At 70.2% G+C, this 16,241-nt stretch carries 10 protein-coding genes and 1 pseudogene; 7 read left to right on the plus strand and 4 right to left on the minus strand.

Translation table 11 applies throughout. The features are described from left to right. Positions 1-241, minus strand: a pseudogene (locus tag MJ797_RS12900) (hypothetical protein); the annotation flags it as partial. A 91-nt stretch (positions 242-332) separates the two neighbouring features. On the opposite strand from MJ797_RS12900, the gene MJ797_RS12905 reads away from it, so the two are divergent. Then, the gene (locus tag MJ797_RS12905; RefSeq protein ID WP_239334582.1) at positions 333-1,352 is read left to right on the plus strand and encodes a Ku protein; all 1,020 of its coding nucleotides are present in this window, start codon (positions 333-335) and stop codon (positions 1,350-1,352) included. A gap of 406 nt (positions 1,353-1,758) precedes the next feature. Beyond that, the gene (gene moeZ / locus MJ797_RS12910) at positions 1,759-2,931 is read left to right on the plus strand and encodes an adenylyltransferase/sulfurtransferase MoeZ (protein ID WP_239334583.1); all 1,173 of its coding nucleotides are present in this window, start codon (positions 1,759-1,761) and stop codon (positions 2,929-2,931) included. Between the two features lie 192 nt (positions 2,932-3,123). Here moeZ and MJ797_RS12915 read toward each other — a convergent pair whose 3' ends face one another. Next, a complete protein-coding gene (locus tag MJ797_RS12915) occupies positions 3,124-5,031 on the minus strand; it encodes a protein kinase (protein ID WP_239334584.1) in 1,908 nt (635 codons plus the stop codon). Between the two features lie 445 nt (positions 5,032-5,476). Between MJ797_RS12915 and MJ797_RS12920 the strand changes: the two genes are divergently transcribed. From MJ797_RS12920 to MJ797_RS12935, 4 genes are all read left to right on the plus strand, one after another. Next, positions 5,477-5,866 carry an MGMT family protein gene (locus tag MJ797_RS12920; RefSeq protein WP_239309570.1) on the plus strand — a complete coding sequence of 130 codons (390 nt, stop codon included), beginning with the start codon at positions 5,477-5,479 and terminating at the stop codon, positions 5,864-5,866. Positions 5,867-6,172: 306 nt separating this feature from the next. Next, positions 6,173-9,508 carry an ATP-dependent DNA helicase gene (locus MJ797_RS12925; protein WP_239334600.1) on the plus strand — a complete coding sequence of 1,112 codons (3,336 nt, stop codon included), beginning with the start codon at positions 6,173-6,175 and terminating at the stop codon, positions 9,506-9,508. Then, complete coding sequence (locus tag MJ797_RS12930; RefSeq protein WP_239334585.1) at positions 9,505-12,957, plus strand: ATP-dependent DNA helicase; 3,453 nt, start codon at positions 9,505-9,507, stop codon at positions 12,955-12,957. Before MJ797_RS12925 ends, MJ797_RS12930 begins: the two co-directional genes overlap by 4 nt. 57 nt (positions 12,958-13,014) lie before the next feature. Continuing rightward, positions 13,015-13,308 carry an antitoxin gene (locus MJ797_RS12935; protein WP_239309575.1) on the plus strand — a complete coding sequence of 98 codons (294 nt, stop codon included), beginning with the start codon at positions 13,015-13,017 and terminating at the stop codon, positions 13,306-13,308. 1,583 nt (positions 13,309-14,891) lie between these two features. On the opposite strand, the gene MJ797_RS12940 is transcribed toward MJ797_RS12935, so the two are convergent. Together MJ797_RS12940 and MJ797_RS12945 are read right to left on the minus strand one after the other, a co-directional pair. Further along, the gene (locus tag MJ797_RS12940) at positions 14,892-15,029 is read right to left on the minus strand and encodes a hypothetical protein (protein WP_239334586.1); all 138 of its coding nucleotides are present in this window, start codon (positions 15,027-15,029) and stop codon (positions 14,892-14,894) included. Then, entirely contained in the window at positions 15,026-15,508 is a 483-nt protein-coding gene (locus tag MJ797_RS12945) for a hypothetical protein (RefSeq protein WP_239334587.1), read from the minus strand. The genes MJ797_RS12940 and MJ797_RS12945 overlap by 4 nt, the downstream gene beginning before the upstream one ends. Positions 15,509-15,783: 275 nt before the next feature. On the opposite strand from MJ797_RS12945, the gene MJ797_RS12950 reads away from it, so the two are divergent. Continuing rightward, positions 15,784-16,026 carry a hypothetical protein gene (locus MJ797_RS12950; RefSeq protein ID WP_239334588.1) on the plus strand — a complete coding sequence of 81 codons (243 nt, stop codon included), beginning with the start codon at positions 15,784-15,786 and terminating at the stop codon, positions 16,024-16,026. Positions 16,027-16,241 lie beyond the last annotated feature (215 nt).

The raw sequence follows: 16,241 nt of genomic DNA on the forward strand, positions 1-16,241 counted from the left end.
CCTGGCCATCGGGTGCGGCATTTTGTCCTGATGGGCGGCGGTGCTGGCGGGTCGGTTCACTTTTGTAGGTATGCGGTCCGGTCGGCCCGCGCCCGATGAGCCCTTCGCCGGCTGGCTGCCATCCGATCGGGCCGGGCCCGGTGCCCGGATGCCTGCCATGGGTCCATCTCTTGTACCCATACGCCTTCCATACTTCGTCGGAGTGGGAGAGCATTGTGATGCGGGTGTTTTTGTTGGGCATGAATCGTGATTTTTAGGGAAATCGGCGATTCGGGGACCATGCAAATTGGAACGTTCCGTGAAGATATTAATACTCACGGTAAGGGGCGGGCGTGCGATCGATCTGGAAAGGCGCGATCTCCTTCGGTCTTGTCTCGATTCCGGTCAGGCTCTACTCGGCCACCGAAGAGCGGGATGTGTCGTTCCATCAGGTGAGACGCGACGACGGGTCCCGCATCCGCTACAAGCGGGTGGCCGCGGCGGACGGGGCTGAAGTTCCGTACTCTGAGATCGCCAAGGGGTACGAGCTGCCGTCCGGGGAGACCGTCGTGCTCACCGATGAGGACTTCGCGAACCTGCCGCTGTCGACCTCCCGCACGATCGACGTGCTGGAGTTCGTCCCGCCGGGGCAGGTCGACCCGATCTATTTCGCCAGGAGCTACTACGTCGAGCCCGACCGGACCGGGATCAGGCCGTACGTGGTCCTGCGGGACGCGCTCGAGGAGTCGGGGCGGATCGCGCTCGTCAAGGTCGCTCTTCGCCAGCGCGAGCAACTGGCGACCATGCGGGTTCGCGACGGGGTGTTCGTCCTGTCCACGATGATTTGGCCGGACGAGGTGCGTGCCCCGGAGTTCCCGTTCCTGATTGATCATATTGATCTTCGGCCGCAAGAACTGGTCATGGCGCAGGCGCTGATCGACACGCTGTCCGCGGACTTCGACCCGACCCCGTACACCGACGGGTACCGGGCGGCGTTGCAGGCCGTCATCGAGGCGAAGGTGTCCGGGAACGAGATGGTGACCCCGCCGGGTGAGGGGCAGCCGGTCAGCGCCGCGGGTGATCTGGTGAGCGTGCTCACGGCCAGCGTGGAGGCGGCACGGGGGAACCGGGCCGGCGCGCGGTCGGGCGCCGGCACCGAGCCCGGCGCGGGCGTGGGCGGCACCACCCCGGACACAGGTCCGATGGCGAACGGCGCGGGCTCTGGCGGGGACGGCGCTGCCGGCGGGAACGGCGCTGCCGGCGGGGACGCGGAAACCCAGCCGAAAGCCACGGGCGGCCGCGGCACGCGCGCGAAGAAGGTGGGGGCCACGGCGAGGTCCACGGGTTCGGCAAGTCGCCGCCGCAGCGCCTAAGAGCGCCCGAGGATAGGACTGTCCGGCTCGCGGCTCCCCGCGTCCCGCCCGGCCGCGTTGTCCTCAGTCGGCGCCCACCACCAGGGCGCCTTCCTCCTCCGCCTTGCCGGACCGGGCGCGGATGAGCCGCTCACTGATCGAACGCCCTATCCTCGGGCGCTCTGAGCACCCGCCGCGGGCGCGGGCCGCGCACGGAACCTGTTGTCCGCCTCCACACCCGCTTCCGACCGCCGGCCGGGAACAGCCGTGCCCGCCCGTGCGCTGTGCTGGCTGGCGATCCCGTCGACCGGGCGCGCGGCGCGGCCCAATCAGGCGATCTTGTACGAGGGCGTTCGTAGCCTGCGACGATGGTGCCGACGAGGTTGTCGGATATATGGATTCAGCGCTGCGACCGCGAGGAGAGATCGTGTCCCTGCCGCCCCTGGTCGAGCCCGCGACCGACCTGAGCATCGATGAGGTCCGCCGGTACTCCCGGCATCTGATCATTCCGGACGTCGCGATGGCCGGCCAGAAGCGGCTGAAGAACGCGAAGGTGCTGGCCGTCGGTGCCGGCGGGCTGGGCTCGCCGACCCTGATGTACCTGGCCGCCGCCGGGGTGGGGACGCTCGGCATCGCCGAGTTCGACACGGTGGACGAGTCCAACCTGCAACGTCAGATCATCCATGGGCAGTCGGACGTGGGACGCTCCAAGGCGCTGTCGGCCCGTGACAGCGTCCGCGAGATCAACCCCTACGTGGACGTCGTCCTGCACGAGACCAGGCTGGACACCACCAATGTGATGGAGATTTTCAGCCGGTACGACCTGATCGTGGACGGTACGGACAACTTCGCCACCCGCTATCTGGTCAACGACGCCTGTGTGCTGCTCGGCAAGCCGTATGTCTGGGGGTCGATCTACCGGTTCGACGGCCAGGCGAGTGTCTTCTGGGCCGAGCACGGCCCGTGCTACCGCTGCCTGTACCCTCAGGCGCCGCCGCCGGGCATGGTGCCGTCCTGCGCGGAGGGCGGTGTCCTCGGTGTGCTGTGCGCGTCGATCGGGTCGATCCAGGCGACCGAGGCGATCAAGGTGCTGACGGGGATCGGTGACCCGCTGGTCGGTCGCCTCATGGTCTACGACGCGCTCGAGATGAGCTACCGTTTGATCAAGGTGCGCAAGGATCCCGAGTGCGAGCTGTGCGGCAAGAACCCGAGCATCACCGAACTGATCGACTACGAGGCCTTCTGCGGGGCCGTTTCGGACGAGGCCCAGCAGGCGGTGGCCGGCTCGACGATCCTCGCCGCCGAGCTGAAGGACTGGCTTGACCGCGGCGAGCCGATCGAGCTGGTCGACGTCCGGGAGCCGGCCGAGTGGGAGATCGTCCGCATCCCTGGGGCGCGCCTCATCCCCAAGGGCGAGCTGCCCGCGCACCTTTCCGAGCTGCCGCAGGACCGCAGGATCGTCCTTTACTGCAAGAGCGGCGTGCGGTCGGCGGAGGCCTTGGCGACGCTGAAGGCCGCGGGTTTCTCCTCGGCGGTGCACGTCCAGGGCGGTGTGACCGCCTGGGCGACCCAGGTCGACAAGTCACTGCCGGTGTACTGACCGCCGACGCCACCAGGATCCAGATGGTGACAGATAGTTGCCGCGTAGATGGCATTGGTGCTGTCGACACGTGGGAGCCGGCCGCGACTGTCCGCCGCCCGGCGCATGTCGGCTCCCAGCCCTGCGCGCACCGCGCGGTCGGCGGGTGAGGCGGGCCGGTGGGTAACCGGCCCGCCCTGTCCAGGCCGGTCGTCAGGGGGACTTGGTGCCGTCCGCGACCGAGGTTCCAGGGCCGATGGTCGCGTTACCCATAGCGATATCCATGTTGGTCACCTGGTGGGTGGCGTTGACAGTGGGGCTGCACTTGACTACCAGTTGCTGGGCGCTCTGGAGGTCCAGGTGAACCCGCTGTGGCTGCCCGAGAGCGATGTTGATCGGTGAACCCAGCTGGGTCGAGCCGTCCTTGACGAACGTGAGGGCCGTGGTGTTACCCGCCGCATTGGTGGCGTCATTGGGAACACCGATCACAGTGTCCAGGAACGCATACCCCGCAACGTTGTAGGTGACGCTGGGATTGAAAGAACCGCTGCAGGTAAGACGGACACTGAACGGGTAGGTGGTTGTCCCGATCTGCTCCGGCCCGGTACTCACGACGACGGCCACGGTGCCGACCGGCTTGATCGAGGAGAGGTTGGTCGTCCCGGCGGCCTGTGGTGCGTACGGTGTGGCCGGGCTGGTTGTTCCCGGGGGAGCCGGCTCGGTTGTCCCGGGACCGGTTGTGGGCGAGGCGGTCGTCGCCGGGCCGGCTGTCGCCTGGTCAGTCGTTGCCGGGCCGGTCGTCCTGGGAAAGGCGCTGTTCGATTCCTGGGCGACCGGGGTGTTGGGGCCGGGGCTGCCGCCGCTGAGCAGCTGCGGCACGACGATCGCGAGGATGACGACGATCGCGGCCGCCGCCGCGGCGAACGGCCACCGCTTGCGGCTCGGTGATGGCACCGGGCCGCCGCCGGGCGGCGGGGTGGCTCCAGGATGGGACGGGGGCTGGTTCGCGGCGGCGGTAAGCGCCGACGCCGGGGTACCTGGGCCCGTCCCAGTCCGCGCGGGCGCCGTCCAGCCGCCGGCCGGGACGCCGCGCGGCGACGAGAGCGCGGTCGCGTCCGCCGAAGCGCCCGTGGCCAGCGCGGGCGGGGGAAGCGGTGTCGCGAGGCCACCGGCTGTGCTGGTGACGTGCGACAGCGTCTCCGTCGCGGAGTCGAGCCAGGCGGAGAGCCAGTCGGAGCGGGCCGCCGTCGCGCTCCCCGCCGCCGTGAGCCCGACGGCGGTGGGCCGGCAGCGCTCCGCGGGCGGGTCGGCGGCCAGCGCGTCCAGGATGTGTGTGACCAGCGCCGGCCGGGTCGCGGTACGCGGGCTGCGGTTCAGTGCCTCCTCGAGCGCGGCCACGTCGACCCAGCCCACTCCCTCGACCCGGGGCACCAGGTGGCCGAGCAGGACCTCGGCCATGGTCACCACGAAGGCGAACCTGTCCGCCTCCGGCGTCGGGATCGGGTCAACCACCCGCAGCTCGGGCGCGGCATAGGGCGCGGTGCGGCCGGCGATCCCGGTCCCGTCGGTGAGCCGGGCCAGGCCCAGGTCGACCAGGACGGCGACGCCGTCACCGCGGACCACGATGTTCGACGGCTTCACGTCGCCGTGTGCCACTCCCTGCACGGTCTGGCCGCCGGAGTGCATGTGGTCGAGCGCTGCGGCGACGGTACGCAGTTTGCGGATCCGCTCGCTGACCCGGGCGTCGGGGTTCTCGTCCCACCACTCGCGCAGCGTCATGCCCTCGACGAAGTCCATGACGACGTAGCCCACGCGGGTGTTCGGGCTGGCCGCACCGGCAAGATGCCAGGACGGCCCGATGAACATGCTCGTGACGCGGACCAGGCCGGGGTGGCTGAGGGTGGTCAGCAGCCGGCTTTGCTTCTCCCAGGCCTCATCGCTCGGCGGCCGGAACATGGTCTTGACCGCGACGGTGGCGCGCCCTTCGGTCGACAGGGGCAGCTCCGCCCGCCACACTTCGCCCTCGCTGCCCCGTCCGATCGTCTCCTTCAGCACGTAGGTGTCCGGCCGCGTGGTTGGGCCGACCCAGTGCGCGGCCGGGTCGACTCCGGTTTCGCTCATGCATTCCCCCCCAGGGATGTGCTGGTCATGCGGATGGTGGAACAACGCGGGCCGCCGCGGGCGCCGCCGAGCACGCCGGGCGCCGCCTGCCGCGGGCGGACAGGCTATGACGGGCAGACTGTGGCAGGCAGACTGTGGCAGACGGGGATTGTTCGCTGCGGAACACGACGATAGTGGCACTCCCGCGGACGGCCACGCGGGTCTGGCGTTGTCCGCCGCGGTGGCCAGGCGTAGGGACGCAACGGGCTGGCCTGGGCGGCTCCGGCGAGTTCCGGTGTGACTCGACCTGTGCTGTCTGCTACCTGCCAGCCGGAGTGCCGTCGCCGCGGTCCGGTTGACCGCCGTGAGCGGACCGGCCCCTACCTCTGTCAATCTGAAGCCGGGGACAGGCCCGCGGGATCCGGGCGGCAGTCCCCTGGGATGGACGGAGCCTGGAGGCAGGGTGATGATCGGGGAAGGGCGGCGACACCAGCCGCCGCTCAGCGTGTCCGCGGGCCTCGCCACCCGGATCAACGTTGGTGGCCGGCCGAGCCCGTATGCGATGACCGTCCTTGCCGCGGTCACCCGCATCCCCCGCGGCAAGGTGATGACCTACGGCGATGTCGCCGAGTACGTGGGTGCGGGAACGGGCCGGACGGTCGGCGCGGTGCTCTCCCGGCACGGGCATGACGACGACATCCCCTGGCACCGGGTGCTGCGGTCCACCGGTGAGCCGAATCCGAACGCCCCGGGCGAGGCGCTGCGACGGTTGGCCGCTGAGGGCACGGCGCTGCTCCCCGGCGGGGGGCGGGTGGATCTGGCCGTGGCCCGCTGGGACGGCCGGACAGCTGGCTAAGAGCGCGTTTGAGATCGTCATTCCGGCTCGCCGCGTCCAGGCGCCCCCTGGCCGCGTTGTCGGCCAAACCGATACAACTCATCCGGTATCGCTTCGGCCTTCCGTCTTGCCAGGGGGCGCCTGGACGCGGCTCACTGATCGAAAGCCCGATCTCAAACACGCTCTAACAGCACCCGGCCCCGGCACCACCCCGGACCCCGGCGGGAATCGTCCGGTTCTGTCGGTGGCGCGTGGTGTGCTGTGCGCGTGACAGCCCAACCGGACGCCGCCGGGGTTCCCCGGCAGCAGGCGCATGCGGTCCCGACCATGGCGGGTCCGCCGGTCTACCGGCTCGTGCGGACCCCGCCGCCGCCGTCGCGCCCGCCGGTCCTCGACACCGATCAGGCCCGCGTCGTCGCCCACACCGGTGGCCCGCTGCTCGTGCTGGCCGGGCCGGGTACGGGCAAGACGACCACGATCGTCGAGGCGGTGGCCCGGCGGGTGGAGGACGGCCTTGACCCGCAGCGCATCCTGGTACTGACCTTCAGCCGGCGGGCCGCCCAGGAGCTGCGCGAACGCATCACCCGGCGGCTGCGCGCAGCTGTCGGCGCCCCACTGGCCTGGACCTTCCACGCCTGGTGCTACGCCGTCCTGCGGCTGGGCCGGCCGGCGGATCTCGCTGGTACCCCGCCGAGGCTGCTGTCCGGCCCTGAGCAGGACACGAAGCTTCGCGATCTCCTTGCCGGGACGGTGGAGGTGGGCCGGCCGCGCTGGCCGGCCGCGCTCGCGGGCTGCCTCACGTCCCGGGGCTTCGCCGAGGAGGTGCGGGCCATGCTTGCCCGGGCCAGGGAGACGGGGCTGAGTCCGGATGCGCTCGCGGCGCTCGCGCGGCGGACCGGCCGGGACGACTGGGCCGCGATGGCGACCTTCTACGCTGACTACCTTGACGCTCTTGATCTTGAAGGAATGATTGATTACTCCGAACTGGTGCAACGGGCGGCAGCCGTCGCCGAAGACGACGATGTCGGCGTTGGCCTGCGCCATCGTTACCGCGCTGTCTTCGTCGACGAGTACCAGGACACCGACCCCGCACAGGAGCGGCTGCTGCGGGCCGTCGCCGGTGGCGGCGCGAACCTCGTCGCCGTTGGCGACCCGGACCAGTCGATCTATGGTTTCCGCGGGGCGGAGGTGCGTGGGCTGCTGGAGTTCCCGGCCCGGTTCCCCCATGCCGACGGGCGTCCCGCCGAAGTGGTGGCGTTGCGGCGCTGCCGCCGGCTGGGGCCGGTGACGCTCGCTGTCAGCCGGCGGGTGGCGGAGCGCATCCCCGCGACAGGCCTGCCCGCCGAACATCTGCGCGCGCATCGGGATCTGATCGCGGCGGGCGGCCCCGACAAGCCCGGCACAGAACGCGTCGAGGCCCGGCTGTACACCTCCGAGGGCGCCCAGGCCGAAGGCGTCGCCGACCTGCTGCGCCGGGAGCATCTGGAGAACGGCACACCGTGGGACCGCATGGCGGTACTGGTGCGGAGCGCGGCCCGGTCCGTCCCACCGCTGCGGCGGATGCTCACCGCGGCGGGCGTGCCGGTCGAGGTGAGCGGCGACGAGCTGCCGCTCGCCCGTGACGGTGCGGTCGCGCCGCTGCTGTTGGCGCTGCGCTGCGTCGACAACCCCGGCCGCGAGCTGACCGCCGAGACGGTCCGGATCTTGTTGACAGGCCCGTTGGGCGGTGCCGACCCGACCACGCTGCGGGCGCTGGGCCGGGCGTTGCGCGCGATCGACCGTGCCGCGAGCGTCCCGGGGGCGGTCGCCCCAGCCGTGCCGGCGCCGTCGGCGGAACTGATCCGGTTGGCGGTCGCCGACCCCGACCGCGCCCTGCCGATGGTCCCCGACCACGTCGCGGGTCCGGCTCGTCGCCTCGGTGAGCTGCTGCGATCCGCTCGCGCGCTGCTCAAGCGCGGCGGCGCGCCCGAGGACGTCGCGTGGCTGCTGTGGTCGGGCACCGACTGGCCCGCCCGGTTGGAACGGGCGTCCGCCGCGGGCGGGGCGGCCGGCCGGGCGGCAGACCGTGATCTGGATGCCGTGGTCGCGCTGTTCGCGACCATCGGCCGGTCCAGCGCGCGGCGCGGTCCCGGTACCAGCATCGGCCCACTCCTGGACGAGCTGGAACAGCAGCAGGTCACCGGCGACACCCTTGCCGAACGTCCGGCGCGCGGGGGGGTCGTCCGGTTGCTGACCGCCCATCGCAGCAAGGGCCTGGAATGGGACGTCGTGGTCGTCTGCGGTGTCCAGGACGGGCAGTGGCCGGACCTGCGGACCCGCCACTCACTGCTGGAGTCCGAACGGCTGGACCGTCCCGAGCTCGGCGGGATGCGGGAGCCCGCGACCCGCGCCGAACTTCTCGCGGACGAACGCCGGCTGTTCTATGTCGCGCTGACCCGGGCACGGCGCCGGCTCGTCGTCACAGCTGTCGACGCCGCTGATGATCAAGGTGTGAGCCCGAGCCGGTTCTTCCGCGAACTGTGCGACGCGGAGCCGCTCGGAGTGTCGGTGACCACGCAGCGTTCCCGGCTGGCGCGTCCCCTGACACTGTCGTCGGCGGTTGCGGCGCTGCGCCGGGCCGCCGTCGACCCGGCCTCCACACCGGCGATGCGGGAGGCCGCTGCGGCCCGGCTCGCGCGGCTCGCGTCCGCGGTTGATGACGCGGGCCGCCCGCTGGTGGCGTCCGCCCGTCCGGGCCGCTGGTGGGGGCTGGCCGAGGTGACCGCTGGTGAGGTACCGGTGGTCGCGGTGGGCGCCCCCATCCGGTTGTCGGGGTCGTCGCTGTCTGGTTTGTCGACCTGCCCGATGCGCTGGTTCCTTGAGCACGAGGCACATGCGCAGGCCGCGAGCAACTCCGACATGGGCTTCGGCAAGGTTGTGCATGCGCTCGCGGACGAGGTTGCGACCGGGCGGACCGCTCCCGATCTCGACGCGCTCGACGCCCGCCTGGACCGGGTGTGGCGGCATCTCGCCTACGAGGCGCCGTGGCGCTCCGAGCAGCAGCGCGCGGCGGCACGCCAGGCGCTGGCCCGGTTCCTGAGGTGGCACACGGCCACCCGCAACCGGCGGCTGGTGGCGAGCGAGGTCCCGTTCAGCTGCGACATCGTCGTGGGCGGCCGAACGGTGAAACTACGTGGCTTCATCGACCGTGTCGAGCTCGACGACGACGGCCGGGTACATGTCGTCGACTTCAAGACGGGCCGGACGGCTCCGTCCAGTTCGGACGTGGCGCGTCATCCGCAGCTCGGCATCTATCAGGTTGCTGTGCGTGATGGGGCGGTGGCGTCGACAGCCGATGGGGCCCGAGCCGAGCCCGGCGGAGCCGAACTGGTGCACCTACGCCTTGACGCGCCCTCGGCGCCCGCGCGGCCCCCGGCGCCAGCAGGTCCGGCCGGGGATGCCGCCGGGCGTCCGCCGGCTCGGGCGCCGGCTCGGGCGCCGAAGGTCCAACGCCAGGATGCGCTGCCGGTCGACGGTCCCACCTGGGTGGAGGAGCTGCTGTCAGACGCTGTCGAGCACATCGACGCGGAGCGTTTCCCACCGCGTCCCGGCACAGCCTGCCCGACATGCGCGTTCCGGCGTTGCTGCCCGGCCCAGGACGAGGGACAGCAGGTGATCACATGACCGTGGCCGCCGCCACGGCCCTGCCGACAGGGCCGGCGCCGGCACCGGCACCGACAGACCTCCGTGATCTACTCGGCGTGCCGTTCACCGACGAACAGATCGCCGCTGCGACCGCTCCGCTGGAGCCCGGGGTGATCGTTGCCGGCGCTGGCTCGGGCAAGACCTCGGTGATGGCTGCCCGGGTCGTGTGGCTGGTCGCGACCGGCCAGGTGGCGCCCGACGGTGTGCTCGGGCTCACCTTCACGACCAAGGCCGCGGGTGAGCTTACTGACCGGATCCGCCGTGGCCTGGAAAAATCGGGTGTCACGGGTACCGAGGGCGAGGCCGGCGCGGGTGAACCGGTCGTGTCCACCTACCATGCGTTCGCGAAGCGGCTGGTCACAGACCACGCGCTGCGGCTCGGCCTGGAGCCCGGTTTCACGCTGCTTGCCGATGCCACCCGCTACCAGCTCGCCGGGCGGGTACTGCGTCGCCACCGCGGACCGGTCACGGCGCTGAGCAGACCGCTGTCGATGCTCGTGGGCGACCTCATCGCGCTTGACGCGGAATGCGGCGAGCACCTTGTCGAACCGGCGGAACTGGTCGGTTTCGACCGTGACTGGCTGGCCGAGATCGAGACGGTGCTCGCCGCCGAACGGGAACGGCCGCGCACCAAGGGCCATGTCGACGCGCTCGACCGGATGGCCCTGATCGCCCGGTCCCGTCAGGAGCTCAGCGCGATGGTCGCGGAGTTCCGCGCGGCCAAACGCGAGCGTGACGCCATCGACTTCGGTGATCTGGTCCGCCACGCGGTCCGGCTGGCCGACACGGTGCCGGAGGTCGGTGCGCTGGAGCGTTCCCGGGCCGGGGTCGTGCTGCTGGACGAGTACCAGGATACGTCCGTGGCGCAGCGGCGGATGCTCGCCGGCCTGTTCGGCGGTGGTCATCCGGTGACCGCCGTCGGTGACCCGTGTCAGGCGATCTACGGCTGGCGTGGCGCGTCCGTCGCGAACCTCGACGGCTTTCCGGCGCATTTCCCGCGCCGTGACGGCGGGCCGGCGCGGGTGTACGAGCTGTCGGTCAACCAGCGCAGCGGCGGGCGGTTGCTGAGCCTGGCCAACGCGGTGGCGGCTGGTCTGCGGGCCCGCCACCGCGTCGCGCGGCTGCGCCCGAGGGACGATGTCGCCGATCACGGTGAAACGGTGGTGGCACTGCATCCAACCTGGTCGCAGGAGGTTCGCTGGGTCGCGGCGACGCTTCGGGAGGTTGTCACCACCGGGCGGGCCAGGCCCGGGGAGTGTGCGGTACTCGTGCGGGCGCGCCGTGACGTCCCCGCGCTGTATGCGGCGCTGCTTGCGTGGGAGCTGCCCGTGGAGGTCGTGGGCCTTGGCGGTCTGCTGAGCCTGCCGGAGGTCGCCGATGTCATCGCGACGCTGGAGGTACTGGACGACCCGACGGCCAACGCGGCCCTGACCCGGCTGCTCACCGGCCCGCGGGTCCGCCTGGGCCGTCGTGATCTCGCCGCGCTCGGGCGTGCGGCGCGCGAGGCCGCCGGCGCCGGGGCGGGGCGCCCCGCCCTCCTCGACCAGCCGGGATCCGAGCAGCCGATGGGCGGACAGGGGCCGGATGCGCTTGACGAGGCGGTTCTCGGGATCGACCCCTGCGATGTGGTCGCGCTCGCCGACGTACTGGACGACCCGGGTCCGCAGGTGTCGGCTCAGGGCCGGGCCCGGCTGCGGATGCTCGGCGCGGACCTGCGTCACCTGCGCGCTCATATCGACGAGCCACTGCTGGACGTCATCCACCGGATCATCGAGGTCACCGGCTTGGATGTGGAACTGGCGGCGAGCTCCGAGGCGGTCACAGCCCGCCGCCGTGACAACCTCGCCGCGTTCGTCGACGTCGCGGCGGGCTTCACCGGCCTGGACAACGACGGTTCGGTCCGCGCGTTTCTGGCGTTCCTGCAAGCCGCGCGGGAACACGAGCGCGGTCTGGACGCGACCAGCCCCTCCGGCGCGGATGCGGTCCAACTGATGACCATCCACAAGTCCAAGGGGCTGGAGTGGGAGGTCGTGGCTGTGCCGAATCTCAGCCACACGGTTTTTCCGATCACTACCGTCCGGTCGAAGTGGACCACATCTCCGTCGGTGCTGCCCACGCCGTTGCGCGGGGACGCCGACGAGCTGCCTGTGCTGCGTGGCCACGGAAAATCCGACCTCGCCGAGTTCGCCGCCGACTGTGACGGCTACCTGGAACGGGAGGAACGCCGCCTCGGCTATGTCGCGTTCACCCGGGCCAAGTCGGTGCTGTTCGGCAGCGGGCACTGGTGGGGGCCGTCGCAACGTCGGCTGCGTGGGCCGTCGGTCTTCCTCGGTGAACTGTACGATCATGTGCGCGCCGGTCACGGCACAGTCGCGGCGTGGGCGCCGAGACCATCCGAGGACGAGACCAACCCGCAGCTCACCGGTATGGAAGAGCTGGACTGGCCGCTACCGTACGAGCCCGCGTCCGCTGCCCGCCGACGTGCCGTCGCCGAGCGGGTCACCACGCATCTGACCGCCCTGGCCGCGGGGCGGCCGTTGCCCGCCGACGATCTTACCGCGATGGCTCCGGCGGAACGGCAGGCACTGGCCGAACTCGACCGCGATGTCGAGCTGCTGTTGGAAGAGGCTCGCCGCGCTCGGCGGCCGTCCCGCACGGTGGAGCTGCCGCACGCGCTCACCGCCTCCCAGGTGGTGCGGCTGCGCTCTGATCCGGCGGGGCTGGCCCATGACCTCGCCCGCCCGATGCCGCGGCGCCCGGCACCGCTGGCACGTCGGGGCACGGCGTTCCACGCCTGGGTGGAGGACGTCTTCGGGCAGGTCCCGCTACTTGATCCCGAGGATCTGCCGGGGGCCGCGGACGAGGCAATGGACGAGGTAACCGATGAGATGCCGGCGGACGGCGACATCATGGCGTGGCGGGCGGCGTTTCTGGCCAGCCCGTATGGCCGGCGGCGCCCGTTCGCGGTGGAGACGCCGTTCGAGCTGCTGATCGCGGGCCGGGCGGTCCGGGGCCGCATCGACGCGGTGTACGACCTCGGGGGCGGACGTTGGGAGGTGGTGGACTGGAAGACGGGCCGGCAGCACGCGGACGCGGTGCAGCTGGCGGTGTACCGGCTGGCCTGGGCACGGTTGCGGGGGGTGCGCCCGGACGCGGTGGACGCGGCGTTCCTGTACGTCCGCTCAGGTGAGGTGGCCCGCCCGCCGCTGCTGTCCGAAACCGAGCTCGAAGCCCTTCTCCGCGGCACCCACCCGGACCACGTGGCCGGCCAGCGGCTGTCCGCGCTGGAACGCCTCGTTGCACAGGGCCGGGCAACCGCGCCCACCATCGGGCCGGACGAACCGCTGCCGATGCCGCCCGTGTTGGGTGATCCGTCTCTTGACACCGCGCAGGAGCTGGCCGCGGCACGCGAGCACGAACGCTGGTGATCTATTTCGATTCCGCCGCGGTGGTCAAGCTTGTCCGTGCGGAGCCGTCGAGCGCCGATGATGTCTACTCTTGGTAGCTACCAGGAATCCGGGGAGGGTGCCGTGTCGGGGACTGCGATCGCGAGGCTGTTCACGCATGGCAGGAGCCAGGCTGTGCGGCTGCCGAAAGAATTTCGGCTGCCCGGTGACCGGGTGCGTGTCCGACACGTGGGAGGCGGCGTGCTACTGGAGCCGATCGCGTCGGATGTCGATGCGTGGTTCGCCGAGCTGGACCGGTTTGCCGGCGTGCCACTGTTTGAGGACGGTAGGAACCAGCCGGCGGCGCCCGTGGGCGAGGACATCTTCGAGTGACCTGTCTTCTGGGCACCAACGCGGTGGTCGCCCTGTTGCGGAACAAGCCGTTCGCCGTGCGCGATCGGTATCGGGCGGCCCTCGCGTCGGGGAACCTCTCGCGCTGTCGTCGGTCGTGCTGTCCGACACCAGGTCTGCGTAGCGCTCGCTGAACTCAAGGAGAGGGGGACTGCGATATATGTCTGGGGAGGCTCCGAGGGGCTGATGCGTGTGGCTGTCAAGCGGTTAAACCTTGATCGACATCTAGAACCTCTGACACGCCGACAAACCGGGGAGGTTCTGGCAAAGATCGATATCTGTGTGACCTGCACAAACATAAACGATCATCCTTTTGGATCAGTTTATCCACAGCCCCCGCTGGGAGGTTCTGGAAGGATCTTGCAAACGCGCAGGTCAGGCCCCCCAGGATCGGTGGTACTGTCGCAGAGCAGGAACTTTCCGAGTCGGATTGAAACTACCTACCTCGTACGCCAACGAGGCATATTCGTCTAGTCGCACGGCAGGAACTTTCCGAGTCGGATTGAAACAGGTACCGGGCGCAAACTCCTTGTGGTTGACTAGAGTCGCACGGCAGGAACTTTCCGAGTCGGATTGAAACCCCTGCATGGTGAGCGCCCTCTCCGCGATGCACTGTCGCAGGGCAGGGGTTTATCGACCCCATCCGACACTGCCGATGATCTATATCGGGGCAGTGGACAGGCGTTGCGACTCCGGTCCGTGACCAGTGCGCAATCCATGATCGGCGCGTGTTTGTCGTTGTGCACGGTTTTCGCCCGGATCGGCGTGCCTAACAACAAACATGCGCCGATCATGATGACAACTAATGCTGCCCGGCCGCATTTTTCCTGCTGTCAGGCCACGTATTGTCACGCGAGCTACGACGGGGTCAAACGGTCGTAGCGACGCTCCGATACGATGATCTCGGCCCGGGTCCGCGACGAGCTTGGCCGTGGCAATGCCGGGTGGGAGGGGCCGCGGCGGCTACTGCACGGCTTGGCGGCGATCGGTTCGCCCGGCCCCTGACCGTCGGCGGGGCGGCTGGTCTTCTCCCGGCGCGGGCTGATCGGCGGGCGGCACGTGATCAACTTACAGGGCAGTCACCCACCGCGAGCGCCCCGCAGCCACAGCAGCGGTCACCCAAATGACCTGACCTGCGACAACACGAAACGATCGAGATACCTAACCAGTTACGATGCAGGCACGGTCAGTCTGTGGCTTTCGGATGGCGAGGACTGGCGTACATGACGATGACCCGGCGCCGTTCGGTATCGACGAGGTACCAGATCCGGCCGCCGCTGGTGACTTCTATCTGCCATTGCGGCAGCGGCCGACCCCGGTAGGTGCCGGTGGCACAGCTGCCTCTGAGCCGATGGTGTCGGCTGGTCGCGACCGCCGGAGCCGGGTCAGTGCGCATCAGCTGCTAGTGGTCGCCGCCGGAAGTTCATCCAGGGCCTGCCGGCGCCAGGCGGCGCCTCGCGTCGTTGTCGTCGGCCCCGGTAGAACGCCGCTACCGGGGCCTCCTCCGCCTCGCGACGCATCCGCCTGGCATCCGACATACCCCGGTTAACTTCCGGCGGCGACCACTAGGCGTGGCGGGTGTTGGCGGCGGCCTGGGCACACAGCTCGTCCCAGCCCTTGCCAGCCTCACCGGTTCCGAAGATCACGTCCCATTCGTTGGGGCCAGGCGGCGGGGCGACCCGGTCACCGCGTTTCGGGCTCACGCAACCACATCCGGTTCGGGCACGCTCCCGTAGTCGTCACCGTCCTGGGCGAGGATCGCAGCGAGGTCCGGGTCGGCGTGGATCTCGGCTGTGTGCTTCCACTCCTCGATCAGATGTGCGACCGGGGCGAGGTTGTCCAGATCCTCGACGGCGCGCAGGGTGTCGGCGAACTCGGTGAGGAACAGCCGCTGGTCACCCTCCGGTAGGAACCGTGTCCAGGTGAACACCTCGGGCAGGGCTTCCAGGAGCCGATCGCGTCCCCGCTGGTCGGCCTGGCGCAGCAGCACCATGGTCAGGCGGGTGGCCGCGGAGACGATGGTGTGTTCCTGCTCGCGCCGGGAAGCGGTGGTCATGACCAGGTCCTCGGCGTCGCGGCGGCGCAGCCGCAGCACGACCGCACCGGACCTGGCCATCGAGGCCAGGGTGTCCTTGGGCTTGTTCAGTAGATCGGAGAACGCGACCACCAACGCGGCAGACATAGTTTCAAACTACTTCGAAAGTCACTGCCAGCCCACCCAGGCAACCAGGACACCGACGGATCGGCGAATCGTGAGGGCAAAGCCGTCTCCGATAGTCCGACGATCAAGGTATGGGGGTTCGGCGTGCGCGGGTCCCACTCGCTTCGTGGAACTGATGTTCGATTCGGTAGATGATGTACCGGTCGGCGCGGTCACTGGGCATCATCCCTGGTCGGAACCTGGGCAGCGACCGGACGGACACCGATCTCAGGGCCTTCAGCCAAGCAGGAGCTTCGGTGTGTGAGTCTGCCATGCCCGCGTCGGGGTCGTTGCGGGAGGCGGTGCTGGCCGGCCCGGGTGACGGGGTGGAAACGGGGGCGGGAGTGGGGCCGCTGGCAGTGGTGGTCACACCGGAGGCAGTGCGCGCGGCGCTGACCGCCGCGGGGCACACCGACTCCCGCCGGGCGGTGCCGTGGGTGCGTGAGCCGGTTCAGGTCGGCTCGGCAGGCCGATGGGGACGGCTACGCCGTGCTTGTTGATCTGTAGCCGTGGTGGGTGGTCATCGCCGGTCTCCCCTGGGGGCTGTGCTTGTCCGTATCCGACGGACGATGGTGAGGATGATGGAGAGGTGACGGCGATATATGTCTGGGGAGGTTCCGAGGGGCCGATGCGTGTGGCTGTCAAGCGGTCATGTCATGATCGACATCCAGAACCTCTGACACGCCGACAAACCGGGGAGGTTCTGGCAAAGATC

This window comes from Protofrankia sp. CiP3 (genome assembly GCF_917627345.1).
Lineage (GTDB): Bacteria > Actinomycetota > Actinomycetes > Frankiales > Frankiaceae > Protofrankia.

What these genes read in the sequence shown, in the direction of transcription:
- MJ797_RS12925 (WP_239334600.1), top strand. Translation starts at nt 6,173, where the DNA reads ATGGCGGGTCCGCCGGTCTACCGGCTCGTGCGGACCCCGCCGCCGCCG.
- MJ797_RS12945 (WP_239334587.1), bottom strand. Translation starts at nt 15,508, where the DNA reads ATGTCTGCCGCGTTGGTGGTCGCGTTCTCCGATCTACTGAACAAGCCC.
- MJ797_RS12930 (WP_239334585.1), top strand. Translation starts at nt 9,505, where the DNA reads ATGACCGTGGCCGCCGCCACGGCCCTGCCGACAGGGCCGGCGCCGGCA.
- MJ797_RS12915 (WP_239334584.1), bottom strand. Translation starts at nt 5,031, where the DNA reads ATGAGCGAAACCGGAGTCGACCCGGCCGCGCACTGGGTCGGCCCAACC.
- MJ797_RS12920 (WP_239309570.1), top strand. Translation starts at nt 5,477, where the DNA reads ATGATCGGGGAAGGGCGGCGACACCAGCCGCCGCTCAGCGTGTCCGCG.
- MJ797_RS12935 (WP_239309575.1), top strand. Translation starts at nt 13,015, where the DNA reads ATGATGTCTACTCTTGGTAGCTACCAGGAATCCGGGGAGGGTGCCGTG.